Origin of the sequence: Paraburkholderia sp. A3BS-1L (genome assembly GCF_051125215.1) — a bacterium.
In the GTDB taxonomy this organism is placed as follows: domain Bacteria; phylum Pseudomonadota; class Gammaproteobacteria; order Burkholderiales; family Burkholderiaceae; genus Paraburkholderia.
The window spans coordinates 357,574-383,047 of record NZ_CP120443.1 but is presented as its reverse complement, the minus strand read 5'-3'; the positions used below and the strand labels follow the sequence as shown (position 1 = coordinate 383,047).

Annotated in this window: 20 protein-coding genes and 1 pseudogene; 7 read left to right on the top strand and 14 right to left on the bottom strand. The window is 65.7% G+C overall.

Going from position 1 to position 25,474, the window contains the following annotated elements:
- Positions 1-42 precede the first annotated feature (42 nt).
- The 8 genes and pseudogenes from P5W99_RS16945 to P5W99_RS16910 form a co-directional block, all read right to left on the bottom strand.
- Positions 43-1,302: pseudogene (locus P5W99_RS16945) on the bottom strand (D-amino acid dehydrogenase); the annotation flags it as partial.
- 87 nt (positions 1,303-1,389) lie between these two features.
- Positions 1,390-1,971 (bottom strand): BPSL1445 family SYLF domain-containing lipoprotein, encoded by a 582-nt coding sequence (locus P5W99_RS16940; RefSeq protein WP_421026353.1) that lies wholly within the window; start codon positions 1,969-1,971, stop codon positions 1,390-1,392.
- A gap of 130 nt (positions 1,972-2,101) precedes the next feature.
- A complete protein-coding gene (locus P5W99_RS16935) occupies positions 2,102-3,073 on the bottom strand; it encodes a DUF2950 domain-containing protein (protein WP_421026352.1) in 972 nt (323 codons plus the stop codon).
- A 20-nt stretch (positions 3,074-3,093) separates the two neighbouring features.
- Positions 3,094-4,479 carry a DUF3300 domain-containing protein gene (locus tag P5W99_RS16930; RefSeq protein ID WP_421027051.1) on the bottom strand — a complete coding sequence of 462 codons (1,386 nt, stop codon included), beginning with the start codon at positions 4,477-4,479 and terminating at the stop codon, positions 3,094-3,096.
- A gap of 307 nt (positions 4,480-4,786) precedes the next feature.
- Positions 4,787-6,145, bottom strand: a complete 1,359-nt coding sequence (locus tag P5W99_RS16925; protein WP_421026351.1) for a TAXI family TRAP transporter solute-binding subunit — start codon at positions 6,143-6,145, stop codon at positions 4,787-4,789.
- 175 nt (positions 6,146-6,320) lie between these two features.
- On the bottom strand, positions 6,321-7,223 hold the full coding sequence (locus P5W99_RS16920; protein ID WP_421026350.1) for a LysR family transcriptional regulator: 903 nt from the start codon (positions 7,221-7,223) through the stop codon (positions 6,321-6,323).
- Positions 7,224-7,289: 66 nt separating this feature from the next.
- On the bottom strand, positions 7,290-7,598 hold the full coding sequence (locus P5W99_RS16915; protein WP_421026349.1) for a helix-turn-helix domain-containing protein: 309 nt from the start codon (positions 7,596-7,598) through the stop codon (positions 7,290-7,292).
- A gap of 9 nt (positions 7,599-7,607) precedes the next feature.
- The gene (locus tag P5W99_RS16910) at positions 7,608-9,161 is read right to left on the bottom strand and encodes a PLP-dependent aminotransferase family protein (protein ID WP_421026348.1); all 1,554 of its coding nucleotides are present in this window, start codon (positions 9,159-9,161) and stop codon (positions 7,608-7,610) included.
- Between the two features lie 173 nt (positions 9,162-9,334).
- Between P5W99_RS16910 and P5W99_RS16905 the strand changes: the two genes are divergently transcribed.
- Entirely contained in the window at positions 9,335-11,650 is a 2,316-nt protein-coding gene (locus P5W99_RS16905; protein ID WP_434663934.1) for an FdhF/YdeP family oxidoreductase, read from the top strand.
- A gap of 22 nt (positions 11,651-11,672) precedes the next feature.
- Here the strand turns inward: P5W99_RS16905 and P5W99_RS16900 are convergent, their stop codons facing one another.
- From P5W99_RS16900 to P5W99_RS16885, 4 genes are read right to left on the bottom strand one after another with little or no spacing between them, the layout of a single operon-like run.
- Positions 11,673-12,038 (bottom strand): response regulator, encoded by a 366-nt coding sequence (locus P5W99_RS16900; protein WP_035530102.1) that lies wholly within the window; start codon positions 12,036-12,038, stop codon positions 11,673-11,675.
- A gap of 53 nt (positions 12,039-12,091) precedes the next feature.
- Positions 12,092-12,628 carry a hypothetical protein gene (locus P5W99_RS16895; RefSeq protein WP_421026346.1) on the bottom strand — a complete coding sequence of 179 codons (537 nt, stop codon included), beginning with the start codon at positions 12,626-12,628 and terminating at the stop codon, positions 12,092-12,094.
- A complete protein-coding gene (locus P5W99_RS16890) occupies positions 12,625-13,371 on the bottom strand; it encodes a methyl-accepting chemotaxis protein (RefSeq protein WP_421026345.1) in 747 nt (248 codons plus the stop codon). The genes P5W99_RS16895 and P5W99_RS16890 overlap by 4 nt, the downstream gene beginning before the upstream one ends.
- 11 nt (positions 13,372-13,382) lie before the next feature.
- On the bottom strand, positions 13,383-15,743 hold the full coding sequence (locus P5W99_RS16885; RefSeq protein WP_421042713.1) for a HAMP domain-containing protein: 2,361 nt from the start codon (positions 15,741-15,743) through the stop codon (positions 13,383-13,385).
- A gap of 204 nt (positions 15,744-15,947) precedes the next feature.
- Between P5W99_RS16885 and P5W99_RS16880 the strand changes: the two genes are divergently transcribed.
- On the top strand, positions 15,948-16,775 hold the full coding sequence (locus P5W99_RS16880) for a helix-turn-helix domain-containing protein (protein ID WP_434663930.1): 828 nt from the start codon (positions 15,948-15,950) through the stop codon (positions 16,773-16,775).
- A 12-nt stretch (positions 16,776-16,787) separates the two neighbouring features.
- On the opposite strand, the gene P5W99_RS16875 is transcribed toward P5W99_RS16880, so the two are convergent.
- Positions 16,788-17,375, bottom strand: a complete 588-nt coding sequence (locus P5W99_RS16875) for a LysE family translocator (RefSeq protein WP_421026342.1) — start codon at positions 17,373-17,375, stop codon at positions 16,788-16,790.
- A gap of 428 nt (positions 17,376-17,803) precedes the next feature.
- Here P5W99_RS16875 and P5W99_RS16870 point away from each other — a divergent pair, with 428 nt between their 5' ends.
- From P5W99_RS16870 to P5W99_RS16860, 3 genes are all read left to right on the top strand, one after another.
- Entirely contained in the window at positions 17,804-18,085 is a 282-nt protein-coding gene (locus P5W99_RS16870; RefSeq protein WP_421026341.1) for a hypothetical protein, read from the top strand.
- Entirely contained in the window at positions 18,082-19,872 is a 1,791-nt protein-coding gene (locus tag P5W99_RS16865) for a hypothetical protein (RefSeq protein ID WP_421026340.1), read from the top strand. The genes P5W99_RS16870 and P5W99_RS16865 overlap by 4 nt, the downstream gene beginning before the upstream one ends.
- A gap of 297 nt (positions 19,873-20,169) precedes the next feature.
- Complete coding sequence (locus P5W99_RS16860) at positions 20,170-21,735, top strand: methyl-accepting chemotaxis protein (RefSeq protein ID WP_421026339.1); 1,566 nt, start codon at positions 20,170-20,172, stop codon at positions 21,733-21,735.
- A 15-nt stretch (positions 21,736-21,750) separates the two neighbouring features.
- On the opposite strand, the gene P5W99_RS16855 is transcribed toward P5W99_RS16860, so the two are convergent.
- Positions 21,751-23,292, bottom strand: coding sequence for a transglycosylase SLT domain-containing protein (locus P5W99_RS16855; protein WP_434664494.1), 1,542 nt, complete (start codon positions 23,290-23,292; stop codon positions 21,751-21,753).
- 604 nt (positions 23,293-23,896) lie between these two features.
- On the opposite strand from P5W99_RS16855, the gene P5W99_RS16850 reads away from it, so the two are divergent.
- Together P5W99_RS16850 and P5W99_RS16845 are read left to right on the top strand one after the other, a co-directional pair.
- Positions 23,897-24,142, top strand: a complete 246-nt coding sequence (locus P5W99_RS16850; protein WP_421026337.1) for a hypothetical protein — start codon at positions 23,897-23,899, stop codon at positions 24,140-24,142.
- A 318-nt stretch (positions 24,143-24,460) separates the two neighbouring features.
- Positions 24,461-25,450 (top strand): DedA family protein/thiosulfate sulfurtransferase GlpE, encoded by a 990-nt coding sequence (locus tag P5W99_RS16845; protein WP_421026336.1) that lies wholly within the window; start codon positions 24,461-24,463, stop codon positions 25,448-25,450.
- Positions 25,451-25,474: the final 24 nt, after the last annotated feature.

Below are 25,474 nucleotides of genomic sequence, written 5' to 3'. Positions count from 1 at the left end.
TGAATGCGCGGTTCGTGGTGCTCCGATGTGATCCGTGGTGGCTCAGCGGCCCGGCGCGAATGCGTCGCCGTCGAGCGCCAGTTCGCGCTGCGCGAGCAAGTCGGCCATCAATTGCGCGCTCCCGCACGCGAGCGTGAAGCCCAGCGCGCCATGTCCGGTGTTCATCCATAGATTGCGGAAATGCGTGGCGCCAATCAGCGGCTTGCTGTCAGGCGTGGCGGGACGCATGCCGGTCCACGTCTGGATCGCGCTGTAGTCGCCGGCCTCGGGAAAGGTTTCGCGCGCCTGGTGCGCGAGCAGCGCGATGCGCTCGTGGTCCGCGTGCGCGCTCATGCCCGTGAGATCGACCATTCCCGCGATGCGCAAGCGTTCGCCCAGCGGCGCGTACACCACCTTGTGATGCGCATCCGTGACCGAGACGCGCGGCGCGCCCCGCGCGCTCGCATTGGGCAGCGTGAGGCTGTAACCCTTGAGCGGATACACAGGCACGCTCACGCCGAGCGAGGCCAGCATCGGCTGGCTCTGGAAGCCGAGGCACACCACGAACGCATCCGCTTCGATGTCTCCCGCCGAGGTCACCGCCACCTGCACGCGCAGGCCTTTGGTACGGAGTCCGGAGAATTCGGTCGCGAGACGAAAATCCACCCCGTGGCGCTGGGCAGCGCGCGCAAGACCGCGCGTGAAGCTGTCGCAATCGCCGGCTTCCTCGCCCGGCGTGTGAATGCCGCCCGCAATCTCGCCGCCGATGTGCGCGAGGGCAGGCTCGAGCGCGACGCACGCCGCGCCGTCGAGCGCATGCTGCTCGCAGCCGAGTTGCGCCTGATAGCGGGCCTGGCCGCGCGCCCCCTCGAAGGCGTCGCGGTCGCGATACACCACGAGCTTGCCGTTGCGCACGTAGTCGAACGCGAGCGCCTCGCGCGCGACGATCTCGTGCATGAGCCGCTGGCTCAAAAAGCCGAGACCGAGCAGCTCCGCCGTGGTGGCACGACTGCGCGCGCGCGTGCAGGCTCGCAGGAACGCTAGGCACCAGCGCCATTGGCGCGGGTCCAGGCGCGGCACGAAACGCAGCGCGGCCTCGCGCGAAAGCAGCCATTGCGGCAGCTTCGGCAGCACCGAAGGGTCCGCGAGCGGCGCCACATAGCTGTAGCTCAGTTGGCCGCCATTGGCGTGGCTGGTCTCCCGCGCCACGTCCGTGTGACGCTCCACCAGCGTCACCCGATGTCCGTCACGGGCGAGAAAGTAGGCCGTCGTCACGCCGATCACGCCGCCGCCCAGCACACAGATTCGCATGTCCCGAAGTTCTCGTTCGTTCTCGTTCCGGCAGTTTCTCCAGCCAAAAACAGGAACTCAATGGCGAATTGCGCGAGCGGCGTGACCCGGGTCAGTCGGTTAGATGTTCAGGCGCGTGACCTTGGTGCCTGCGAGCGAGACGTCGGCCATCAGGCCCGCGTTCGTCAAGACGAACACTTCGACCGGGTGCGTAGCCGTGTTGGTGTCGACCACGCCGTTCGCCCCCACCGTGACGAGCGCAACCGAGGCATCGGCGCCCGCCGCCCAGCCGTCCGTGGCGCGGAATTTGGCAAGCGCGTCCTCGGTCATGAAGCAGAAAATGATGGCCTTCGACTGCGCGCCGGCCTGGAAGCCCAGCGATCCGGACACCGTGTTGTAGTAGCCCGTCGTGGCGCCGCCCACGCGCAGCGCGCCCTCGCCGTACTGCGCACCGACGATGAAACCGGCCTGCAGCACCGACGGGAACACGAGCACGCCACGCGACTTCGCAACGAGTTCATGCGATCCTTTCACGGTGGAATAGAGCTTCGTCAAGGTGTTGTCGACGCCCGCGTCGATCGACTGGCGCTTGGACATATTGGTCGCGGCGTTCGAGGTGCCACCCGGCGTGGTGGTACAGCCCGCAAGCGCGAAACCGCCGAGCGCGGCGGCGGTTGAAAGCATGAATGTGCGTCGTTGCATATCGTTTCCCCTACACGAATGAGAGCGTGTCGAGGTCTGCAGCATGCCGCGTGCCTGCTCCGGAGCGGGCACGCGGCAGCTGCTCGTACAACTGGCCCGGCAGCGCGTGCCAGTGCCAGGCAACGCCCGGTCAAGGCGTGGTGGACTGCCAGGACGAATCGGGATCGAAGCTCTTGAGGGCGGCGGCGGTGCGCGCGCCGTTGGGCCCCAGGTCCTTTTGATAAAGCTTGCCGTCCTGATTGACGATAAAGCTCATCACGCCCGTCTTGCCGTATTGCGCCGGCCACGCCACGAGCGCGAAGCCGTTGGCCAGCTGGCCGTTCGCCATGTAGCGGCGCGCCCCGCCCTCCGCATGGGCGCCCTGCGCCGTGAGAATGCGGAAGTGGTAGCCGTGATAGCCCTCCTGCGGCGTGATTTTCGAGTCGCGCGTCATGACTTCGGCCAGCGGGCCGAGCGGGCTTTCTTCCTCGCCCTGCTCGACGGGCCAGTAAAGGCCGTCATGCGTGCCGGGCGTGCTCACGAGGCGCTGCGCATAGTGCTGTGTGAGCTTGCGGTAGTCCTTCTGCGCGTCGACATAAGCGAGCGAGCTGAGCATGGCCGCGCGCTCGTTGCGGCCGATGCGCCGCGTGAGCATTTCGCTCGCGCCCTCGCGCGGGTCGAAGCGCCAGCCGCTGGCGTTCTGCACGATCGGGATGGGCAGCGTCCAGCCGCTGGCGCCCACCGCCAGGTGAGCGCTTGCCTTGCCCGCCACGGGGGTGGCATCGGGCACGATCTGATGGCCCTTCGACCACGCGCCGAGGAAGTCGTAGATGTCTTCCTCGCCGATTTCCTTGGTGGGGATGAACTGCTCGAAATTGTTGCCGAGCACGTGCTTCATCGCGTCCTGATCATTGCTGGCCAGCGCGTTGCTGAATGCCTCCGCCGCCGCGTCGGGCGTGGCGTAGACGGCCTGCGCCGAAGCTACACCGGCGCCGGGCAGGGCCAGCAAAGCGGGCGCGGCGAACAGCGCGAACGCCACCGCCGCGGTGAGCCGGGCGAGCCCGGCAGGCCTTGCGTCGCGCGATGCATGTTGCGACGCAAGACGTGCGTGTTTGCGGATCATCGCAAGACTCCTATAGAGATTCAACGGCGGAAGTGCCCGCCACCACCGCCACCGCCAAGCCGGCCACCGCCGCCTCCGCCGCCAAAGTTGTGTGCGCCACCGCCGCCGCCAAAGTTGTGAGCACCGCCGCCGCCATTGAAGCCGCCGCCACTGCCGCCCCGGTTCTGGTACGACGCCCGGCTTTGCTGGCCGCGCTGCATGTCGGCGCGAGCCGCATTGCCGTCGCCGGCGCCACGCAGGGCGTTGCTGCGATTGGCGTTTTCCGAGCGATTGGCGAGATCGGCGCGATTGGCGTTCTGCGTGGCGCCCGAGAGATTGCCGTGGCTGCCGTTGCGCGTCGCGCCAGAAAGGTTGCCGTTGCCGTTGCGCGTGGCGCCCGAGAGGTTGCCGTGATTGCCGTTGCCATTGGGCCGGCCGCCTTGCTGAATGCCTTGCAGACGCTGGCTCGCACTGCCGCTCATGTTCTGCCCGGTTCGGTTTTGCAGGGTTTGCATGGCCTGCGAACGCGACTGGTCATAACCGCGGAACTGGTTGTTGCGCTGGCCGCCGTTGAAGTTGTTGCGCTGGCCGTTGAAGCTCTGGTTGCGGCGCTCGACGTTGTTGTTGCGGTTCCAGTTGGCCGTGCTGCGATTCGAGTCGATGCGGTTGTTGACGTTGATGTTGTTGTAGCGGTTCACGTTGATGTTGACATCGTGCGAGCCCCAGCCGAAGCCGCCCCACAGCGAGTTCGCCACCGCGATGCCCGCGCCGAACGCCAGCCCCGTCATGAAGCCCGTGGCGATCGCATAGCCCGGGGGCGGCGGCATGTACACGGGCGGATAGGCGGGATACGGCCACGTGCCGTACACCACGGTCGGGTTATACGTGGGCACGTACACCACTTCCGGATTGGCAGGCTCGATCACGATGGTTTGCGTGGTCGACGTGCCCGAGGCCGGCTGCACGATCACCTTCTGCTGCTCGGTGGTCTTGAGGTTGCCCGCTTGTTGCGCCTGCAAGCGCAGGCGCTGTACGGAGTCCATCACGTCGCCCGGCTGCGCAAGGAACGCGCTGCCGATCTGCTCGACCCAGTCAGGCTTGGAATCCATGGTGGCGAGCACCTGCGGGAAGGCCACGAGCGACTGCACGCTCGGGTCCCAGGGCTGCGAGGAGACGGCCTTCACGGCGTCGTCGCCCTTCAGGTTCGGATTGGCTTTGGACCACGCGGCGGCAGCCTGCACGTCTGCCGGAAAGGTGGCAGCCATGAGCACCTGCGCGAGCAGCGCGTCGGGATAAAGCGCGACGGGCGCCGTGAGCGAGTCGAGTTGCTGGTTCGACAAATGTTGCGCCGCGCTTTGTTGCGCGATGGCGGCAGTCGGCCCAGTCGGGCCGACGAAAAACGGTGCGGCCGCGAGCGCGGCGCACATGAGCCAGACAGCGCGCTGGCGTACACCGGACGATTTCACGAATCGTTCCTCCTCGTTGCGGATAACTCTTTCAGGTGCCCGAAATGGAGAACCTGCCTGCGGTGCGGATCAAAATTTTAATCGAGGCACCGCGATCTTGATTTTTGACGCGACGTCTTGCGGCGCAGTGGCAATCAAAAATATAGGGGTATGACTAATTGTGTCAACCACGAGTTCGTCGGCGAACGATTCGTTTCCGGAATTGCATCAATTACATTGAATGACATGAATTCAGGAACAATTACGCAGCCCGGAATTCCTCCTTCATTCAATGTCTTGCACCTTCATCCTGCCGGGCTCCGGGTGCCAGATGCATGCGCACGAAGCCAACGTGCTCGCGCAGAACGTAGAAAGCATCGGCATAGGCGAGCGGCATGCGCAATGTATTGAGCGCGCGCTCGATTTCGTCGAGCTCCGCAATGAGCGCGCGCCGCTCTTCGTCGCTCGAATGCTTGAGCGCATCGCGCTCGATCGCGATGAGCGCGCCGTAGTAGCGGTAAATGCGCGAGCGCACGCGCCAGCGATACAGCGCGGGGATCGCCCGCAGCGCTGGAAACACCAGCACGGCAAGCGGCAGCAGCAGCACGAGCAAACGGTCGGCCACGCTGGCGAGCCAGAACGGCAGCGTGCGATAAAGAAAGCTCTTGCCCGATTTGTAATAGCGCGCGGCGTCTTCGCTAATGCGGAAATCGTGCGCGACGGGGCTCGGAAATTCGCCCGCGCGCTGCAGCAGCCCGGGCACGCCGTTGACCTCGCCCGCGGCTTCGACGATGAGGTCCGAGATGGCCGGATGCAAAGTGTTGCGCGCAACGATCTCCACTGTCGGCCCGATCAGATGAACGGTTTGCGGCGGCATGCGGCGGCGCAGGTCGAGCACGCCGGGCGGCAAGTCGATGCTGTCGAGATACGGAAAGAGCCGCGTATAGGCCGCCGATTCGTCGAAGCTCATCACCGAAATGCCGGGTATGCCGAGCAGGCGCCGCATGAGTTCGCGCGTGGTGGAGTCGCCGCTCAGCATGGCGGCCTCCACACGGTTCGAGACCAGCGCGGTGGCGGCGTCCATGCCGTCGAGCGGCAGGAAGGTGGAGTCGCCGCCCGGCTCCATGCCGTTCGCGGCCAGCAGCTTCAGCGAGAGCTCGCGCGTGCCGCTGCCCACGCGGCCGATGGCGATGCGCTTGCCGTCGAGCTGGGAAAGCTGCGTGAGCCCCGAGCCACGATAAAACACCACGATGGGCAGATACGCGACGCTGCCGAGCGACACGAGCGAGCGCGTGTCGAGCCCATCGGCCACACCGCCCTGCACGAACGCGAGGTCGACCTTCGACTTGGGATCGAGCAGGCGCTGCAGGTTCTGCACCGAGCCGTCCGACTCCACCACCTCGAGCGTGACGCCGTTGCGCGCGAGGATCTTGCGGTACGCCTGCGCCGTCTGCATGAACGAGCTGTCGCGCGGACCCGCGCTGATGGTGATGGTGCGCGGCGGCGAGGGATCGACGAGCCACACGAACACCGCGACCACCGCGGCGCAAAACAACGCGATCGGCAGTGACGTGAGCGCGAGATCGCGCCACGCCGGATGCGACGGGTCGCGCATGAAATGCGGCAAAGGCGGTCGATGTCGTTTCATGGAAACCGGCGGCTATGCGTCGAATTGAGCAAGCTTCATCATGCCATCTCGCGCCGGAGCGCAACGCTGGTATTTGCGAGAATCTGCCGAGGTGCAGATCGACGTGCAGATGAGAACCCATGAAGCGGCGCAGGTCCATTGAAAGCAACGTAAGCGCCACCGCACGCTCATCGCGCTACTGCGCCGTGTGGCGGAAGAACTCGGTGGCGTGGTCGATGAACGCGCGCACTTTCGCGGGCAGCAGCGTGCGCGACGCATAGGCGAGGCGCAGTTCGATCTGCGCGTCGACGACGGGAAAGTCGTCGAGCAGCGTGACGAGCCGCCCCGTCGCCACTTCGCTCTGCACGAGCCCGCGCGGCAGCGTGCCGATGCCGAACCCCTCCAGCACCATCGCGAGATTGAAGTCGGGATTGTTCGAGGCGACTTCGTACTTCATGCGCACGGTCACCTCCTTTTCGCCATCGCGGAACGTCAGCGACGGCTTGCGCAGCGAAGGCGGCATCGGCACGAACGTGTGCGCTTCGAGGTCCGAGGGAAGGCGCGGCGTCGAGTGTGCCGCGAGGTACCCGGGCGTGGCGACGAGCGCGAGCGGAATGCGCTCGAGCAGCTTCGTCACCGTGCCTTCGCTGTTGAGCATGAACGGCAGCACGAGCCCGAGATCGTAGCCGTCCGCGACCAGATCGACGGGGCGCTCGGTCAGCATCACGTCGAGCGTCACGTTGGGATGCGCGCGCTTGAAGCTGGAAATGAGCGGCACGAGCCGGTGCACCATGGCCGAGGTGTGCGCGACGAGGCGCAGCACGCCGTTGGCCTCGCGCGTCTGCTCGGTCGCGCCGGCCTCCAGCGCGTCGAGGTCGTCGAGCACGCGGCAGCAGCCGTCGTAGAAGCGCTCGGCGGCTTCGGTAAGCGAGACTGCGCGCGTGGTGCGATGAAAGAGCCGGCTGCCCAGACGCTTTTCCAGCCGCGCGATCGCGCGTGAGACAGCGGGGGTGGCGATCCCGTGCATGTCCGCGGCGCGCGTGAAGTTGCGCGCCTCCACCACGGAACGAAAGATTCGCAGAGTGTCGATATAGTCCATGGCGTTAGCGCCAATGATGGCGAACAGGATAAAGAAAGATCCGGCGCGGCGGCGTGAAGCCGCGCGTCACGGCGCGGCTGCGCCGAAGACTTGCGCGCAGAACGCGCGGCCGTCTTCGGAAAGGCTCGCGCTGCCGGTGCCGTCCTCGGCGAGCGTCGTCACGGCCAGGCCGCCGTCCACGAGGCCGGTGAGATGGCGGCGCAAACCGCTCATCGGCACGCCGGCCTGCTTCGAAAGCTTCGCGAGCGACCACGCGCGCCCGGGCGTTTCGCATTGCGCGCGCCACAGTTGCTCGAGGATGGCCACCAGCGCCGGATCGATCTCGTCGCCGCTGTCATTATTGCCTTGTTCACGCTCGCCGCTTGCGTCGTTCATCGTGTCTCCTCATGCCATTCGCGCGACCAGCTCGCCGAGCGTCTTCAGTGCCGCCTCGGTCTGCGCGGTCCACGGATAGCTGTAGTTCAGCCGAATGTAATGGTGAAAGTCATTGCGCATCGAGAACATGTAACCCGGCCCGATCGTGATGCCCTGCGCGAGCGCGGCGCGATACAGCCGCATCGAATCCACGCGCGGCGGCAGCTCGACCCACAGCACGTAGCCGCCCTGCGGGTCGGTGGTGCGCGTGCCGGCGGGAAAGAACCGCTCGATCATCGCACGCATGAGCCGCGCCTGCTCGCGATAGAAGCGGCGCAGCCGGCGCAGATGGCGGTCGTAGCCGTCGTGGCGCAGATAGTCGGCGAGCGCGACCTGCGGCACCGAGGGCGTCGTGAGCGTATTGAGGAATTTGAGCTTTTCCACCTGGGCACGATAGCGCCCCGGCAGCGCCCAGCCGATCCGGTAGGATGCCGAAAGGCTTTTTGAAAACGACGCGCAATGCAGCACCAGCCCGCGCGAGTCGAACTGCTTGAGCGACAATGGCCGCGTCGGCCCGAAATACAGCTCCTGATACACGTCGTTCTCGATCACGGGCAGGTCGTGCGCCTCGGCCAGCGCCACGAGCCGCCGCAGGTTCGCCTCGGGCATGCGAAAGCCCAGCGGATTCTGGAAATTCGGCATCACCATGCACGCGGCCACCTTCTTGCGCGCGAGCACGCGCTCGAGCGCATCGAGGTCGATGCCGGTGTCGGGATGCGTGCTCACTTCGATCGCGCGCATGCCAAGGCGCTCGATCGCGTGCAGCATCGCGTAGTACGTGGGCGACTCGACCGCCACCGTGTCGCCCGGCTTCGCCACCGCCTGCAAGCTCAGGTTGATGGCCTCGGTCGCGCCCACCGTGACGACGATTTCGTCGGGATCCACGTCCGCGCCGTTTTCCGCGTAGCGGCGCGCGATCTGGCGGATCAGTTCGGGATTGCCGGGCGGCAGGTCGTCGATCAGGTTCCAGCTCGCGTGGCGCCGCGCGATCGCATTCGCGTACTGGTTGATGCGCCGCCACGGAAACAGCGCCGGGTCCGGATACGGCGAGCCGAGCGGCACCGCGTCCTGCGCGACGATGCTGCGCAGCGTGGCGAGCACGAGGCGGCTCACGTCGACCGGCGCGGGCGCGGCGTTGGGCGCGGGCTCCATCGGCACCTTCTTCGCGCCCGCGCGGCGCAGCTTCGCGCCCGGAGACGATCCCTGAACAGTCTCTCGCGCGGTCCCCTGAGCGGTCCCATGAGCGGCCCCCTCGCCTGCGCGCGCAGGTGACCCATCGCGCGCCACAGGCCGCGCCTTCACGAAGAACCCCGACTGCGGCCGCGATTCGATCACGCCCCGGCTCTCCAGCAACGCATAGGCGTGCACCACGGTCTTGATGCTCACGCCGTGTTGAACACTCGCGCGCCGCACCGAAGGAATGCGCTCGCCCGCGGCGAACACGCCACGGCGCACGCCGGCTTCGATATCGTCGGCGAGCTGTTCATAGCGGGGAACGGCGGCCGGGGCGGGCGTGGCAGTCACGGGCGGCAGTTGGCGCAAAGGTGGGCGATTCGGAGAGTCTATGACAAATCGCCGCAACTGTACCCCTTGCCTTTTCGTTTTTCTGTGATCACCGCGCACACAGGAACACAGTACGCTTCGCACATCGGGCTGTGCACCCGCACCGCCCCGGCCAGATCCGATCCAGACGCACCATGAAAAAGCCGCAAGCCCGCATCGAGCCCTACCACCATCCCGCCGCCGGCTGGGGTGCGCTCAAGCAAGTCGCCATCAACCTCATCAAGGAGAAGGTGACGGGCGGCAACTACCGGACCCTGCTCAAGCAGAACCAGCCCAACGGCTTCGACTGCCCGGGCTGCGCGTGGCCCGACCGCGAGCACGCCTCCACTTTCGAATTCTGCGAGAACGGCGTGAAAGCCGTGGCCGCCGAAGCCACCAGCAAGCGCGCGACGCCGCAACTGTTCGCGGAGCACACCGTGACCGAGCTGATGGCGCAGTCCGACTACGAACTCGAACAGCATGGCCGCCTGACCGATCCGCTCGTCTACGACGCCAATACGGACCGCTATGTGCCGATCGCCTGGGACGATGCATTCCGGTTCGTCGCGAAGCACCTCCACGCGCTCGACGACCCGAACCGCGCCGCCTTCTACACCTCGGGCCGCGCGAGCAACGAAGCCGCGTTCCTCTATCAGCTGTTCGTGCGCATGTACGGCACCAACAACTTCCCCGACTGCTCGAACATGTGCCACGAAGCCACCAGCCGCGGCCTGCCGGGCACGGTGGGCATCGGCAAGGGCACGGTCACGCTCGACGACTTCGAGCACGCCGACACGCTGCTGATCTTCGGCCAGAATCCGGCCACGAATCACCCACGCATGCTGGGCGAGCTGCGCGACTGCGCGAAGCGCGGCGCCACCATCGTCTCGATCAACCCGCTCAAGGAGCGCGGCCTCGAGCGCTTCGCGAGCCCGCAGCACACGCTCGACATGCTCTCGCCATCGGGCGTGCAGATCAGCTCGGTGTTCATCCGCCCACGCTTGGGCGGCGACTTCGCGCTCATCAAGGGCGTGGCCAAGCGCACGCTCGAACTCGACGACGCCGCGTGCGCAACCGGCACGGCGCGCGTGCTCGACGTGGATTTCCTGGCCGAACATACCGTGGGCTTCGAAGCCTTCGCAGCCGACTTGCGGGCCGAGTCGTGGGACGCCATCGTCGCCGAATCGGGCGTGCCGCTCGACGAGGTGTTCAAGCTCGCGGACATCTACGCGAAAGGCCGCGCCACCATCGCGACCTGGGGTATGGGCATCACGCAGCACAAGAACTCGCTCTCGACCGTGCAGCTGCTCTCGAACCTCATGATGATGCGCGGGAACATCGGGCGGCGCGGCGCGGGCCTGTGCCCCGTGCGCGGCCATTCGAACGTGCAGGGCGACCGCACGGTGGGCATCGAGGAAAAACCCACCCAGGCGTTTCTCGACCGCCTCGGCGCGGCCTACGATTTCGAGCCGCCGCGCGAGCACGGCTTCGACGTGGTGGAAACGATCCAGGCGATGCTCGAAGGCCGCGTGAAAGTGTTCATCGGCTTGGGCGGCAACTTCTCGATCGCCACGCCCGATACGCCGCGCACGTGGGACGCGATGCGTTCGTGCGCGCTCACGGTGCACGTGACCACCAAGCTCAACCGCAGCCACCTCGTGCACGGCAAGGACGCGCTGATTCTGCCCACGCTCGGCCGCACCGAGATCGACATGCAAAACGGCGTGCCGCAAGGCGTGAGCGTGGAAGATTCGATGAGCATGGTGCACATCTCGTACGGCATGAACCGGCCCGCTTCGCAGAATCTCCTCTCGGAAATCGCCATCGTCGCGCGCATGGCGCACGCCACGCTCGGCAGCGAGAAAGTGGACTGGCTCGGCCTGGCCGCCGATTACTCGAAGATCCGCGACGGCATCGAAAAAGTCCTGGACGGCTTCGAGAACTACAACGAGCGCCTGAAGCAGCCCGGCGGCTTCCATCTGGGCGTGGCCTCGCGCGACCGCGTCTGGATGACCGAAAGCGGCAAGGCGCAGTTCGTGGTGCACGCGATTGCGCTCGACACGCCCATCCATCGCGCCCGCGCCGCGCACGGCCAGCAGTTGATGACGCTGATGACCACGCGCTCGCACGACCAGTACAACACCACGATCTATGGTCTCGACGACCGCTATCGCGGCGTCTACGGACAGCGCCGCGTGCTGTTCGCAAACCGCGAGGACCTGACGATGCTCGGCTTCGCGCCGGGTCAGCGCGTGGACATCACGAGCGTGTGGGACGACGGCGTGCAACGCCGCGTCGAAGACTTCCTGCTCGTGGAGTACGACATTCCGCGCGGCTGCCTGGGCGCGTACTATCCGGAAACGAACCCGCTCGTGCCGCTTGCGTCGGTTGCCGATGGCGCGGGCACGCCGACTTCGAAGTCGATTCCGGTGTTGCTGAGCCCTGCAAAGGCGAGCGCACTCGCGGCGTAATTGCCGCTTGCCTCGCGCGACTTCAGCCCGCCAGCTTGCGGAACGTCTCCAGCACCGCATCGCCCTTGAACGGCTTCACGATCCAGCCGCGCACGCCCGCCGCCTTGCCACGCTCCTTCATGGCCGGGCTGCTTTCGGTCGTCAGCATGACGACATTGACCGCGGCGTTGCCCAGTTCGCCGCGGATCTTCTCGACCATCGTCAGGCCGTCCATGTTCGGCATGTTCACGTCGCTCACCACGAGCTTCACGGCCGGATTCGCGCGCAGCTTGGCGAGGCCGTCCTTGCCGTCCACGGCCGTATCCACGTCGAGGCCGTTCTTGCGCAGGAAGCCCGCGACTTCGTCGCGCACCGTGCCCGAATCGTCCACCACCAGAATCTTCGCCATCTTGTTGTGTTCCTTTGCGCCCGAGCGGCGCGCTATGCATGAGGGTTCTTTCGTCAAAACAGTTCGAGTTCGCCGGCGTTCTCGTGCGCCGCGCTCAACTGGTCCTGGGCGGCCACGAAATCGAGAGGCGAATGGGCGCAGACGCACAGCGTCGCCCCCAACTGCACGGCGCCATCGATCGTAAGCGCATAGGACTTCACGTAATCGGGCTTCAGCTCGCGCAGATGCTGCATGCACTGACTATCGAGCGCGTACGGCGTGGACATGCCGAGGTCCGGGAAATGCTCGAGCAGATGCTGATTCATCGCCCCGCAGCACAGATTGCCGAACTCCATGAACGCGTCCACCAGCGCGCCTTGCGCGCCGCCCAGATAATACGCGCGCGTTGCTTCGTCATCCTTGATATGCAGAAGCAGCAGCAGGCGAAACTGCATCGACGCAATCGTGAGCAGCACCGCATGCTCGCCCCGCGCATGCTCGTCCGGCGCCATGGCGATCTCGCACGCATGCAGGGGATCCGCCACGAGGCGCGTGCGCGCCGCCGCGAAGAAAATCTGCTCGAAGCTTTCCTGTGCCTGCGGGCCGATCATGCGGGCACCTCATCGGGCGCTTCCTGGAGCTCGGCGTGCAACTGTTGCGCAAGCGACTCCACGCTCGCAAGCGAGGCCGCGATCATCTTGCCGCCCGCCTGAATGTCCTGGAACGTCGCGGTCGTGACAAGGTCGTTGCGGTGCAGGCTCTCGCGGTAGTTCCTGGAAAGCTCCTGCGAACGCGTGGCAAGCGCGCGCACCTCGCCCGCGACGATCGAAAAGCCCCGCCCTGCCGCGCCCGCGCGCGCCGCCTCGATGGATGCGTTCAGCGAGACGATCAGCACATGGCTCACGATCGACGAGAGCACCTGATTCTTCTCGTGCATGTCGCGGTTCTGCGCCATCAGCGAGATCATTTGCTCGTGCCAGCGCTCGAAGACCGTCGACATCTGCTTCAGGCGGACGGTCTCCGCGGTGATGCGTTCGATGCGCTGCCGCGCTTCGGCGCTGCGCGCGCGTTCGCTCCCGAGCGCCGACTCCATCGCTTCGCTCACCCACTTGCGTTGCGCGAGGTCCGCACGCAGCGACTCGACCTGCGCGGCCAGCGCCTCATGCTCCTGCGCGGCGCTTTCCCGTGCCGCTCGCACGCGCGCCTCGGCCTGCGCAAGCGCGTCTTCATGCCGGGTGAGCTGCAGTCTTTCGGCGTCGCGCCACTGCGCGCGCGCGCGCCAATGAAGTCCCGCCGCGCACAGCGCCGCCAACGCGAGGCCCGCGGCCCCGCCCATCAGATACGGTAAAAGCACGGTGCCTCCAGTTACGCCGGCAAGGCTTCGTGCGATGCGGCCGGCTCGCCCGCGCACACGACGGCGCATGCTCGCGGCAAATACACCAGCGTTTCGAAATGCCGATAATCGGCGCCTTGCCGGTTGTCGGTGAAGCGCAGCTCGATGCGTCCGCCCTCGCGCTCCAGAAAATTGCGGACCGCATCCATGCCCACGCCGCGCCCCGACACCTCGGTCACGCGATGCGCCGTGGAAAAGCCCGCACGGAAGATGAACGCCGCCACGGTCTCGTCGCTGACTGGCTCGTCGGCGTCGAGCCAGCCGCGCTCCACGGCGACGGCACGAACACGCGCGAGCGCAAGACCCCGGCCATCGTCGGCGAGCACAATGCGCAGCACACCGTCCGCGACGCTCAACGCGACGTCGATGCGCCCCGCCTCGTCCTTGCCCTGCGCGCGGCGCTGCGCCGGCATCTCGATACCGTGATCGAGCGAATTGCGCAGCAAATGCGTGAAGACGTCGCTCACGGTGCCGACCGCATCGTTATGCAGCCTGTAGCCGCCATCGTCGATGCAGACATGCGGCGCAACCTTGCCCAGTTCCTGCGCCAGCGAAGGCAGCGATTCGAGTACGCCGGCGAGCGCTTGCTCCACGCTCTGCGTGCCGATGCGGCCCAGCACGCAGCGCAACGCCGTGCGCATGGCACGCAGCGAATCGAGGTCGTGTTCGTTCGCGCTGTCCAGCAGGCGCAAGCTCGCATCGATCTGCTCGCGCCCGAAGCCGCTCACAGCGCCCTTTCCGCCGCGCGCGCCCACACCGCGCCCGAGGCTCACTTCGTTGAGCGTCGCGTAATGGTCGACGGCCTCGCGCACACGCTGCAGGTCGTCGATGAGCGCCTGCTGGTCCCAGGCGTGACTCGCATCGTCGCGGCGCAGCGCGTCGTAACGCTGCTCCACTTCATGCACGACGCCCGTGAGATGCTGGAGGCTGTACGTGCGCGCGTTGCCCTTCACCGTGTGCATGTTGCGAAACAGCGCGGCCACCGCATCCATGTTGGCGCAATCGTGCTGGCGAATGATGCGCTCGTTCTCGTGGATAAAACCCTTCGAGCTCTCCACGAAGCGATGAAACTTCTCTTCGCTAACCGAAAGAATTTCGCCGATCATCTGCAAGCGGCGCTTCTGCTCGCCGGCTTGCGCCGCCAGTTCGCGCAACTCGGTTACGTCGCGCACGCACAGCATGAGGCGCACGACCACGTCGCGTTCGTCGGTGATCGCGGACCAGCTCAGGTCGAGCACCTTCTTGCGGCCATCGGGCATGGTGCGCGTGATTTCGTTCACGAGCAGATGCTGGTTGAACGCGAAATTCACGTCGTCCTCGCCAAGGCACGCATGCACGGCGGCGTCGATCTGAGCAAGCGTGTCGGCGTCGAGATCCGTGTGCGAGAACACGAGTTCCATGAGCGCGCGCCCCGCGATCTCGCGGGTTTCGAAAATCGCTTCGAGGTAGGCCGAGTACTCGTCGTGCACGCTGGCGCCTTCCACTACCGTAAGAATGCCCTGCTGCATGTTCTGCAACATCGCCTGAATGTCGGCGGTCTTGCGCTCGAGCTGCGCGGCGTTGTGCTGAATCTTCTCGATCATGCCGTTGAACGCGGCGATCGAGCGGCCGATCTCGTCCATGCGTCCCACGGGCACGCGGCGCGTGAAATCCTGGCTCGATGCAATCTCGCTCATCATTTCCTGCATGCGCGAAAGCGGCCGCGTGATCTGCCGATACAACAGCGCGCCAATCAGCGTGAGCAGCAGCACCGCGCCGCCCGTGACACCCGCAATGGCGCTCGTGGTGGTGTCGAGCATGCCGTTGAGCGCCTGGATGGCCGCGTCCTTCTGCCGGTTTTTCTCCACGCGCAGCGTGGTGACGATGCCTTCGAGCTCGTCGCGATACTGCGCGACGTTGGCGAAGAGATATGCCTGCGCGAGCTCGCCCTTGCCCGCGGCCTTCATATTCGCCGTTTCTTCGATGGCGTTGAAGTAGTTCGCGAGGCTTTCGCGCGCCTGCGCGACGAGCCCCTCCTGCGCATGGCTTGCGGCGGCCTGGCGCTGCACGTCGAGCGCGGCGCCCAGCGCGGCCTTCTTTTTCCCGAGTTCGTCCTGCGCCAGTTGGGCAGTGGTCGCGTCGGGCGCGTAGACGAGCGTCATCGTCGCGAGCTGCACGTCTTTCACGAGCGAAACGAGATCGGCGCAAGCCAGCGCGCTGGGTACGACGCCCTGTGTGACCTGATGGACGTCGGTGGCGCTGCGGCGCGTCTGATAGACCGCGTAGCCGCCAATGGCGGACAACGCGACGAACATCAGCACGATGAGTAGCGTGATGCGGTGGCGAATGGTCATGTCGAAACCCCCGGGCCTTGCGCCGTGCCGGACGCGCTATGACTGCGCGACTCGTGGCACGTGAGGCCAATTTATTCGGAGGGCATTATCGACGCTTATATATGACGAAATGATGAATGGACTTGCCGCCCGGCGACTCGCGCGCCCGCGCGGCTGCGTTAAGATGCGGAATCGACTCGCGCCGCATCGCCTCCGAGGCCCACCGTGCCACAACCGACCGACTCCACGCCCATCTTCTGGCGCGACCCGGCCCTTCCGTTCATCGAAGTCCGCGCCATTGCCGACGGCCGCAAGCTGCGCTACGGCCGCCATGCGCACGACACGTTCTCGATCGGCGCGGTAACCGGCGGGCGCAGCACCTATCTGAATGGCAACACGCTCGAGCGCGTGCATGCGGGCGCCGTGGTCATCGTCAACCCGAACGTTGTGCACGCATGCAATCCTGCCGCCGACGAAGCATGGTCCTATCGCATGTTCCATCTCGACGTGGGCTGGCTCGCGAAGCTCCAGCATGCGCAGGGCTTCGGCACGCAGGCGCAATTCGTTCCGTTCGCGCAGACGCTTACGTGGCGCGCCGATCTGTTCGCAGGGCTCGATGCGCTCTACGGCGTGCTCGTGAATCCGCACGAAGACGCGCTGCGCAAGGAATGCGCCGTCACGCAGTACTTCACCGCGCTCCAGCAGGCGCTCAATCCCGCGCCGCCCGAAAGAACGCCGCGCGAGCCCAACCCGCGCCTCGCGCGTGCCGCCGAGTTCATCGACGGCAACTACACGCGCACGCTCAAGCTCGAAGACATCTGCACGGCGGCGAACTTGTCGCCTTCGTATTTGATCCGCGCGTTTCGCGAGCAATACGGCATGACACCGCACGCGTACGTGGTGAACCGGCGCATCGAGTTCTGCCGCGCGCAATTGCGGCGCGGCCATGCCATCGCCGACGTCGCCGCCGCCGCCGGCTTCGCCGATCAAGCCCATCTTCAGCGCGCCTTCCGCCAGTTCGTGGCGGCCACGCCGGGGCAATATCGCGGCTGATATCCGGGCCGTTCATTCGAGCAGCAGCCACAGCGCGCTCGCCGCGAGCAACAGCGCCATCGTGCGGTTCACGAAGCGCACGCGCGCCGGTTCGCGCAGCGCCTGGCGCAGCGACGCGCCAGCCCACGCCCAGCACGCAATCGACGCATAGCACACCACGAAGTAGATCGCTGCGAACTGCCACACGATAGCGTTCCCGCCCGAGGCCGCAAATGCGCCCATGCCGGCAACGCAGGCGAGCCACGCCTTCGGGTTGAGCCACTGCATCGCCGCGCCGGTCATGAGCGACGGGCCGCGCGCGGCGCCCGGCGCGTCGATGCGCCCATCGTCGATGGCGAGTTTGTACGCGACGTACAGCAGAAACGCCACGCCCGCCCATTCGATCGCGCGCGCGAGGAATGGCCACTGCGCAAGCAACTCGCGCAGGCCGAGTCCGATCAGCAACAACAGCAGCGCAAAGCCCACCGTCGCGCCGGTCACGTGGCGCAAGCTCGCGCGCAGTCCGTAGCGCGCGCCCGCGCCCAGCGCGACGACATTGACGGGCCCAGGGGTGATCGACGTAGCCAGCGCGAAAGCGGCCATGGAAAGTGCAGTGCTCACGTTTCTCCTCGTTACGCCCAGCGGCGATGATTCACCGTCGAGCGTACGAGGCGCGCACGCGCCTGTATTGAAGAAAATTGCCTCAATTGCGGGAGGGGTGACTTCAGGTGGTCATGGCGGCCCCGTCTCCCGGGCGCGCGCGGCAATGCGCTCACGCAGCAGGCGCGGCGGATAGATATCGTGGAAGCCCCTCATGCTTTCGCAGCAAAATCCAACGTCCGGTTTAATCGCTGTATCGGTAATGCCTTTGTCGGAAATCAATTGATCGCGAATATCCCGGCATCTTATGCGCCATGAATTGAACGATTAATCAATTTTAAGAATTTTCGTGTATCGAGCGAAAAGCAGCCCTCCCAGGATAGGCAATCACGGCGGCGCCAGTCGTAGTTCTCATCGCAGCGCCGTTCCATCCTGAGAGGCGCTGACAAATGAAAGACGCAGTAACCGGGCGCGGCGTCGCGCGCCTTGGCGACACCACAGACCACGGCGGCAAAGTAATTGTGTCTGCAACGAACTTCGCGCACAGCGACGTGTGCTTGGCCTTCATCGGCGACCAGACTGCTTACGGTCTGGACTACGTAGAACCCGATAGCAGCCATCCTGAGGCGCTCCAGAAGCTTCCACACGCCAACATCAAACACGCCTACGAAATTCTCACGCCCGAGCAACGCGCGCGCGATCCGTATGGAAATCCGGGAGCATCGAAATGACGAACCGGTTCGAACACACCGTCGCGCAGCTCGACCGGGCCTCGTCAGCCCCTCAGGACCAGTCAATTCCTCGCGTCTCGCGCACGGGCTCAGGTGCGGGCAAGCTGCGCGGTACCACTGGCAGTAGCGGGCATCACCGCAGAGGCCAGCCCCGCACATGGGCCCGCGAAGAGATTGCGTTGCTGGGAACGATACCCGATGCGGAGATCGCCGCACGCATCGGAACCAATGCGTCGACGGTGAACCGGAAGAGGCTGGCACTCGGCATTCCATCGGTACGGGATCGTTCGTCGCACGAATGGAGCGCCGCAGAGATCGCGCTGCTCGGCAAGCTTTGCGACAGCGAAGTGGGAAGGCGTATTGGCGTGACACCATCGGTTGTCAGAGCGAAGCGGCGCACGCTCCAGATCCAGTCCATTCGCGGCGAGACTCATCACCGCCTCGAGTGGACGCCGGAACAGGTCGCCCTGCTTGGCACGATGCCGGACGCCGAACTGGCAAGCCGCCTGGGCGTCTGCCTGCTTACCGTGTTCAACGCGCGAAAGAAGCGCGGCATTCCGGCGGCGCTCAGGCAACGTGGAGGGCTCGGCTGCACGGACGCGCAGCGCAGGCTGCTCGGGACGATGCCCGATGCGAGCGTTGCGCAGTTGCTGGGCGTCACGCATTCGACGGTGTGGTCGTGGCGGCGCGAGCTGGGTATTCCATCGTGGAAAAGGCAGAAGGGAGCCGGTCAGGCAGGGCGAAGGACGCAAGCGAAACCGTTCAATCAACTCGTTGCGCAACTCTCCGATCAAGCGAGCGTCGCAGTTGATGTTTCCCACGCCCCGGGCGGCCGGCGATATGGACCGGGCGTTCGGGAGACGAGCAGGGATCGTCAATGGACACAGGACGAAATTGCGCTGCTCGGGACCATGACTGACGCTCAGGCCGCGAGGCGAATCGGCGGCATTTCCCCGGGCACCGTACAAAAGAAGCGGCAGTCCTTGGGCATTCCCCCCGCCACGCCCGCGCATCGTCCGTGGACGCCGGGGCAGATCGCCGGGCTCGGCGTGCTCTCGGATGCTGAACTGGCGAAGCTCGTGGGCCGTTCGACCCGGGCCGTCAACCACATGCGCAACAAGCTCGGTGTCCCTTCGGCGCGCGAGCAGGGCCACGTCGGCGCGCACATGTGGACGCGTGAACATCTCGCGATGCTGGGCACGCTGCCTGACCGCGAGGTTGGCGCATTGGTCGGTTTGAGCACCTACACCGTCCGCCAGAAGCGGCGCAGTCTGCGTATCCCGGCCGCAAGGCCTCGCGATAGTTGGCGCAACGAAGATATCGCGCTGCTTGGCACGATGCCCGATGCCGACATAGCACAGCAGCTTGGTGTAAAGCCGCATGTGGTCACCCGCAAGCGTCACGTGCTGGGCATCGCTTCGACGCGCCCGCAGCATGTGTGGACCGATGAACAGATCGCCCTGCTCGGCACGATGCCTGATGCTGAAATCGCGAAGCGTCTTGGTCTGTCGAATACCGCCGTACACAAGAAGCGCAATCAACTCGGCATTGCACGCGCGCACCACGCATGGACTGACGATGAACTCCTCCTGCTTGGCACCATGTCCGACGCGAGCGTCGCCAGGCTCGTCGGCGTCTGTATCAAATCGGTCAATAACCTGCGGCGCAGGCTTGGAATACCTTCGGCAAAGGCCAAAGGCATCAAGAGGAAATCGCAGGCGGTACGCCGCGCCAAATCAGACAAGACGGCAGCGCCGGTCCAGCGGCCCATGAAGCTCGCGGCATGACCGGCGAGCCTGTGCGGGGATCCAGGGCGCGCCGGCATGAGCCGGCCAATTGATCGGGGCGCTGATCGATGACGGCGATCCGGGGCTGTGCGGCGGCAGCGGAAGAACGGCTGGGGATGGCTGGAGAACGGCCGGATGAAACATTGAAGACACTGTCGCAGGGCCAGCTTCGGGATTGAAGGCCGATCAAGCAAGCCCAATCCCCTAAAGATCGTAGGGGAAATGCCGTTAATCCTTGCATGTTGTCGGGCCATGAGTGGCCCTATTGCAAGGACCGCAAGAAACGCAAGGAACCCCATGCGCAACAACCAGCCCATCACGCAGCAGGAATTCGACTATCCCGCTTCGCAGATGCTCGTCTCGGCCACCGATCTCAAGGGCCGCATTCAGTATTGCAATCCCGCGTTCGTCTCGGTTTCCGGGTTCGCGAAGGAAGAATTGATCGGCAAGGCGCACAACGTCATCCGCCATCCCGACATGCCGCCCGAAGCGTTCGCGGACATGTGGCAGACCATCCGCTCCGGCCATCCCTGGACCGCGCTCGTGAAGAACCGCCGCAGGAACGGCGACCACTACTGGGTGCGCGCGAACGTGACGCCGGTCTCCGAGCAGGGCGCGGTGGTGGGTTATCTGAGCGTGCGCGTGAAGCCCAGCCGCGACGAGATCCGCGACGCCGAAGCACTCTACGCAAAAATGCGCGAAGGACGTTTGCGTGGCGTGCGCCTGCGTCGCGGCGCGCTCGTGCGCACTGGCGTCCTCGGCGCGGCGCAATCGATCATGCGCCTGCCCGTGGCCACGCGCGTCGCCGCCGGCTATGCGCTCGTGCCCACCGCACTCGCCGCTGCGGGCTTCAGCGCCTGGCGAGGGCTGCCGCCCACGCCGTTCTGGTGCGCGTTCGGCACGGCGGCGGTATGCAGCCTCGCGGCCTGGCGGCTCGCCACGCGCCAGCTCGGTGGCCCGCTCGCGCAGATGTCGATGGCGTCCACGCGCATGGCGGCGGGCGACCTCACCGCCACGCTCGCGATTGCGTCGAAGGACGATCTCGGCAGCGTGCTTCAGGCGCTCAATCAACTGCAGGCCAATCTCACCGCCATCGTGTTCGACGTGCGCGCGCAGATTGCCGGCATGCTCGACGCCGCGCACGAAATCTCCTCCGGCAACCTCGACCTCTCGCGCCGCACCGAGCTGCAGGCCGCCTCGGTCGAAGAAACCGCCGCGACCATGGACCAGCTCACCACCACCGTGCAGGCCAACGCCGAGGCAAGCGCACGCGCACTCGATCTTGTGCGCGAGGCGCAGTCGGCCGCGGCCCAGGGCGGCTCGATCGCGAGCCGCATGGAGCACACGATGGCCGGCATCACCGATGCCTCGCAGCGCATCGCCGACATCACCGGCGTGATCGACGGCATCGCGTTCCAAACCAACATCCTCGCGCTCAATGCCGCCGTGGAGGCCGCGCGCGCGGGCGAGGCGGGCCGCTCGTTCGCTGTGGTCGCGGGCGAGGTGCGCATGCTCGCGCAGCGCTGCGCGGCCTCCGCGAAGGAAATCAAGCAGGTCGTGGACGCGAGCGTGAGCGAGATTGCCCAGGGCACGGAGCTGGTCGGCCACACGACCGCGCAGATGCGCGCCATCGACGAGGCCGTGAGCCGTGTCTCGGCCATCATCGTCGAGGTCGCCAACGCGAGCGGCGAGCAGGCCGAGGGCATTCATCAGGTTAACCAGGCAGTCGCGCATCTGGACAGCGCCACCCAGCAGAACGCCGCGCTCGTCGAGCAGGCGGCTGCCACGGCGCAGCGGCTCGCCGAGCAAGCCGACGTGCTCGACGAAGCCGTGCGTCTGTTTACGGTCGCGGGGACGCGATGAGAAAACCGCAGCTCGTCAGGATCCTTTCTGCATGCTCTCGACGGCCTTGTTGCGGGCCTGCTGGGCATCGGTGATCAGCTTGTACGCGGCGTAGTACTTGTAGATGTTGCGCACGTAAGTCGTCGTTTCGATCCCGATCTTGTCCGCCACGACGATCTCCACGTTGTTGAACCACTTGTTCGGGTCGAGGCCGCGCTGCACGGCGAGCGTGCGCATCTTCGCAATGTTCCCCGGTCCCGCGTTGTAGCTCGCGAACGCGAACAGCGTGCGGTCGCTGCCGCTGAAATGCGCGTCCGGGAAATACTTCGCCATCAGCTCATTCATGTATTTCGCGCCGGCATGAATATTCGCGTCGGCAACCGAGATGCTGCCTACGCCCATCTGCTTTCCGGTCGCCGGCATCAACTGCATGATGCCGATCGCGCCCACATGGCTGCGCGCCTTCTGATTCAATTGCGATTCCTGGAACCCTTGCGCCGCGAGCATCAGCGGATCGAATTCGTATTGCGCACCGTACTTCTTGAACAGCGCGAGCGTCTGCTTGAATCGTTGCTGCTCGGCGTCGCCGCCGTTGTTGCGGATCTGCTTGATGCGTTTCATATACTGCGCGAGGCGGTATTCGACCACGCTTTGCTTCTTCACGTAGCCCACATAGAAGTCGTTCAGCACCGCCTGCAATTGCGGGCTGTTCTTGCGGATCGCCCAGCCCGTGTAGCCCTCTCCGCTCACGGCGAGGTCGTCGCGCACCTTGATCTGCGGTAGCACCTGAGCCCACATACGCGCCTTCCAGTCGTCGACCACGATGATGGACAGCAAGCCCGCGTTCACCATTTCCATGGCGTCTTCGTCTTCGAGCGCGTCGGGCAGCGGCATAATGCGGATCGGCGGCTTGCCCGCCTTGCGCAAGCGCTCGCTCAATTGGGTCAGGCTGCCGAAGTAGCTCGACGACTTGCGCACATAGACCTGCTTGCCGGAGAGGTCGTCCACTGACGCCAGCGCCGGCGCCCTGGGTCCCGTCACGACGAGTTCACGCATCGGCTTGCGGTCGCGGGGAGCGACGAAATCGACGCTCTTGAGGCGTTCGTCCGTGGCGGTCAGATTGCCCGCCGAAATATCGCCGAGACCGGCGTTCAGGTTCGTGAGCAACCGGTCGCGCGTGGTCGGGATCAGGTACACGGTCAGCGGCCGTTTCGCGAGCTGGGCCGCGTACTGGCGGTTGATATAGCGTTCGAAGTCGCGTGCGAGCTCGGCCGCGAGCCCGCGCTCGTGGCCCTTGTCGACGAAATAGAGCGTGCGGCTGTACGGCACGAGGAAGCGGATCATCCGCCGGTTCAGCATCTCGTCGAAGTCGCCGGTCCAGGGCTTGTTGGCGAGACTGAGCTTGCGCAGATCGCCCGCCGGCGCCGATGCTGCCGAAGCCGCCGATGCCGCTGCGGGGGACGCGGGCGCCGGCACCGATGCCGGCGCGGCGGCGGCGGGCGGGGCGGCCAACGCGCCACCCGGCAGCGCACACACGAGCCATACGAACGTCGAAGCGATCAGAGCGCGCTTGAAGATCTTCACGGCAGCCTCCCCATGGCTACACGGCGGCACGCCTCGCGCTGCCCCGTGACGGACGGTGCGTTACACCGCTGGTGTATGGCACCCATAATAGTTTATGTCTAAACCCGAGCATGGACTGCTTGTCTGGAGCCATCGACGCAAGCGTTTCGTAATCTCATTGCTTGCTGTGATTAAGCTGATAGATCGGCATAAATCCCATCTCGACGGCACCCGCGCGAAGCCGCACTATAGACCCCGTCAGCGCCCAGGACCTGGGTACTGATCCGAGTAACAACGGCGTTTCAACGGCTCACCTGGCCTCTACCAGGTGAGCCGTTTTTTCTTGCCCGAATGGTTGCGGGAACGATCATCAGCCGGAAAGCCCGTAAAGCCGGTTTGCTTCATGCCCATGACAACGGATCATGCGGCAACACACGGCGCATGCACCGTTGCACAGCGCGCAAAAATCCGCATGCGGGCACGCGTGCGGGCCTGGACTCGCGTTACACTCACTGGCCGGGGGGTACGGCGGCCTGCTGTGTGCGCCCGCGCTCACTACGATGAGACGCCACGCAACCGACCCCGTACAATGGCTCGACCACACACGAGGACAACATCAATGCGCATGACTGGGTCTTCCGGAAACATGACCCTGCTCACCGAGCATGACGACTCGACCGGGCGCGAGACGCGCTCGTTGCGTCTCGAATCGGCGCCCGACGGCAAGAGCCTTTTGCTGATCGAAGTCGACGAACGCAAGCCGGGCGTCCATCGCGAAGTGCGTTATGAAATCACGCCTGCGGAACTGATCGCGGCCATCCGCGCGCAGGGCGCCGAGCTTCCAGGGGAATCACACAGCCGGTAATTCACGGCCGCTAGCCGGCCTCCATGCCGGCAGCCATTGAGCGAAGACGCCATCGCGGCGCCTTCGCTGGCGCACGCGCGTTCGCGCTGCGCGTCTTGCGCCGCGCATCTTCACTATGCGCTTCATTCGCTTCGCCGCCCGCGCGGCAAGCCGCCCTTCCGCAATCCCCGCCGCGCCCATATCCACGGGCAACAAATTCGCATTGGGCGTATGCTTTGGACCTTGCTTGCACGCTGTCGAAATGCGTCCATAATCGAAACGTTATTCTTCCAGTTCGCGCCCCTCCGTGCGGCGCTCCCGGGACAAGGAAGCCAGCCGATGCTACATGACCTCATCGCGCAGTACGGGCCTGCGCTCGTGTTCCTGAACGTGCTGGCCGGATCGCTCGGCCTGCCCGTGCCCGCGATGCCAGCGCTCGTGCTGTTCGGCGCCATGGCCGCCATGCATCCCGGGTCGATCGGCCAGCAGGTTGCGCCGGTGCTCGGGCTGTCCATCGTCGCCACGCTCATCGGCGACAGTGTCTGGTTTCTCGCCGGCCGGCTCTACGGCGGCAACACGCTCAAGACGCTCTGCAAGCTCTCGCTCTCGCGCGACACCTGCGTGAAGAAGACCGAGCGCTTCTTCGGCCGCTGGGGCGTGCGCGTGCTCGCCATCGCCAAGTTCGTGCCGGGCCTGTCGATCGTCTCCGTGCCGATGGCCGGCGCAATGGGCACGCCCTACCGCCAGTTCGTGGGCTTCGACGGCATTGGCGCGGCGCTCTGGTCGGGCACCGGTCTCCTGATCGGCGTGCTGTTCGCCCCGCAAATCGACATGCTGTTCGCGGGCGCGAGCCGCCTCGGCCGTCTCACCGCGGTCGTGATCCTCGTCCTGTTGCTGCTGTACGCGGCGTATCGGTGGCAGCGCCGCCGCCAGCTCATCAAGAAGCTCGCGAACGCGCGCATCACCGTGGACGACCTCTATCGCGCGATGACCAACCAGCCGCCGCCCGTGATCTTCGACATCCGCTCGGCGGAAAAGCGCAAGCTCGATCCGTTCATCATCCCGGGCTCGCTGTTCGCCGACGAACGCCAGCTCAAGGAGATCATCCAGAAGTATCCGCGCGAGCAGAAGCTCGTGATTTACTGCTCGTGCCCCAACGAGATCTCGGCGGCATGGATGGCCAAGCAGCTTGCCGAGGCTGGTTTCGTCGACGTGCTGCCGCTGCTCGGCGGCCTCGACGCCTGGCGCGATGCGGGCCGCACGCTCGAACCGCTGCAGGTCATGGAACATCCCGAGGTGCCGGTCAACATCACGCCGAAACCTGTTTGAGCCGCGCAGATCCACGCGGCGTCC

What these genes read in the sequence shown, in the direction of transcription:
- P5W99_RS16860 (WP_421026339.1), top strand. Translation starts at nt 20,170, where the DNA reads ATGCGCAACAACCAGCCCATCACGCAGCAGGAATTCGACTATCCCGCT.
- P5W99_RS16900 (WP_035530102.1), bottom strand. Translation starts at nt 12,038, where the DNA reads ATGGCGAAGATTCTGGTGGTGGACGATTCGGGCACGGTGCGCGACGAA.
- P5W99_RS16940 (WP_421026353.1), bottom strand. Translation starts at nt 1,971, where the DNA reads ATGCAACGACGCACATTCATGCTTTCAACCGCCGCCGCGCTCGGCGGT.
- P5W99_RS16850 (WP_421026337.1), top strand. Translation starts at nt 23,897, where the DNA reads ATGCGCATGACTGGGTCTTCCGGAAACATGACCCTGCTCACCGAGCAT.
- P5W99_RS16925 (WP_421026351.1), bottom strand. Translation starts at nt 6,145, where the DNA reads ATGAAACGACATCGACCGCCTTTGCCGCATTTCATGCGCGACCCGTCG.
- P5W99_RS16920 (WP_421026350.1), bottom strand. Translation starts at nt 7,223, where the DNA reads ATGGACTATATCGACACTCTGCGAATCTTTCGTTCCGTGGTGGAGGCG.
- P5W99_RS16930 (WP_421027051.1), bottom strand. Translation starts at nt 4,479, where the DNA reads ATGTGCGCCGCGCTCGCGGCCGCACCGTTTTTCGTCGGCCCGACTGGG.
- P5W99_RS16885 (WP_421042713.1), bottom strand. Translation starts at nt 15,743, where the DNA reads ATGACCATTCGCCACCGCATCACGCTACTCATCGTGCTGATGTTCGTC.
- P5W99_RS16870 (WP_421026341.1), top strand. Translation starts at nt 17,804, where the DNA reads ATGAAAGACGCAGTAACCGGGCGCGGCGTCGCGCGCCTTGGCGACACC.
- P5W99_RS16895 (WP_421026346.1), bottom strand. Translation starts at nt 12,628, where the DNA reads ATGATCGGCCCGCAGGCACAGGAAAGCTTCGAGCAGATTTTCTTCGCG.
- P5W99_RS16935 (WP_421026352.1), bottom strand. Translation starts at nt 3,073, where the DNA reads ATGATCCGCAAACACGCACGTCTTGCGTCGCAACATGCATCGCGCGAC.
- P5W99_RS16845 (WP_421026336.1), top strand. Translation starts at nt 24,461, where the DNA reads ATGCTACATGACCTCATCGCGCAGTACGGGCCTGCGCTCGTGTTCCTG.
- P5W99_RS16915 (WP_421026349.1), bottom strand. Translation starts at nt 7,598, where the DNA reads ATGAACGACGCAAGCGGCGAGCGTGAACAAGGCAATAATGACAGCGGC.
- P5W99_RS16905 (WP_434663934.1), top strand. Translation starts at nt 9,335, where the DNA reads ATGAAAAAGCCGCAAGCCCGCATCGAGCCCTACCACCATCCCGCCGCC.
- P5W99_RS16865 (WP_421026340.1), top strand. Translation starts at nt 18,082, where the DNA reads ATGACGAACCGGTTCGAACACACCGTCGCGCAGCTCGACCGGGCCTCG.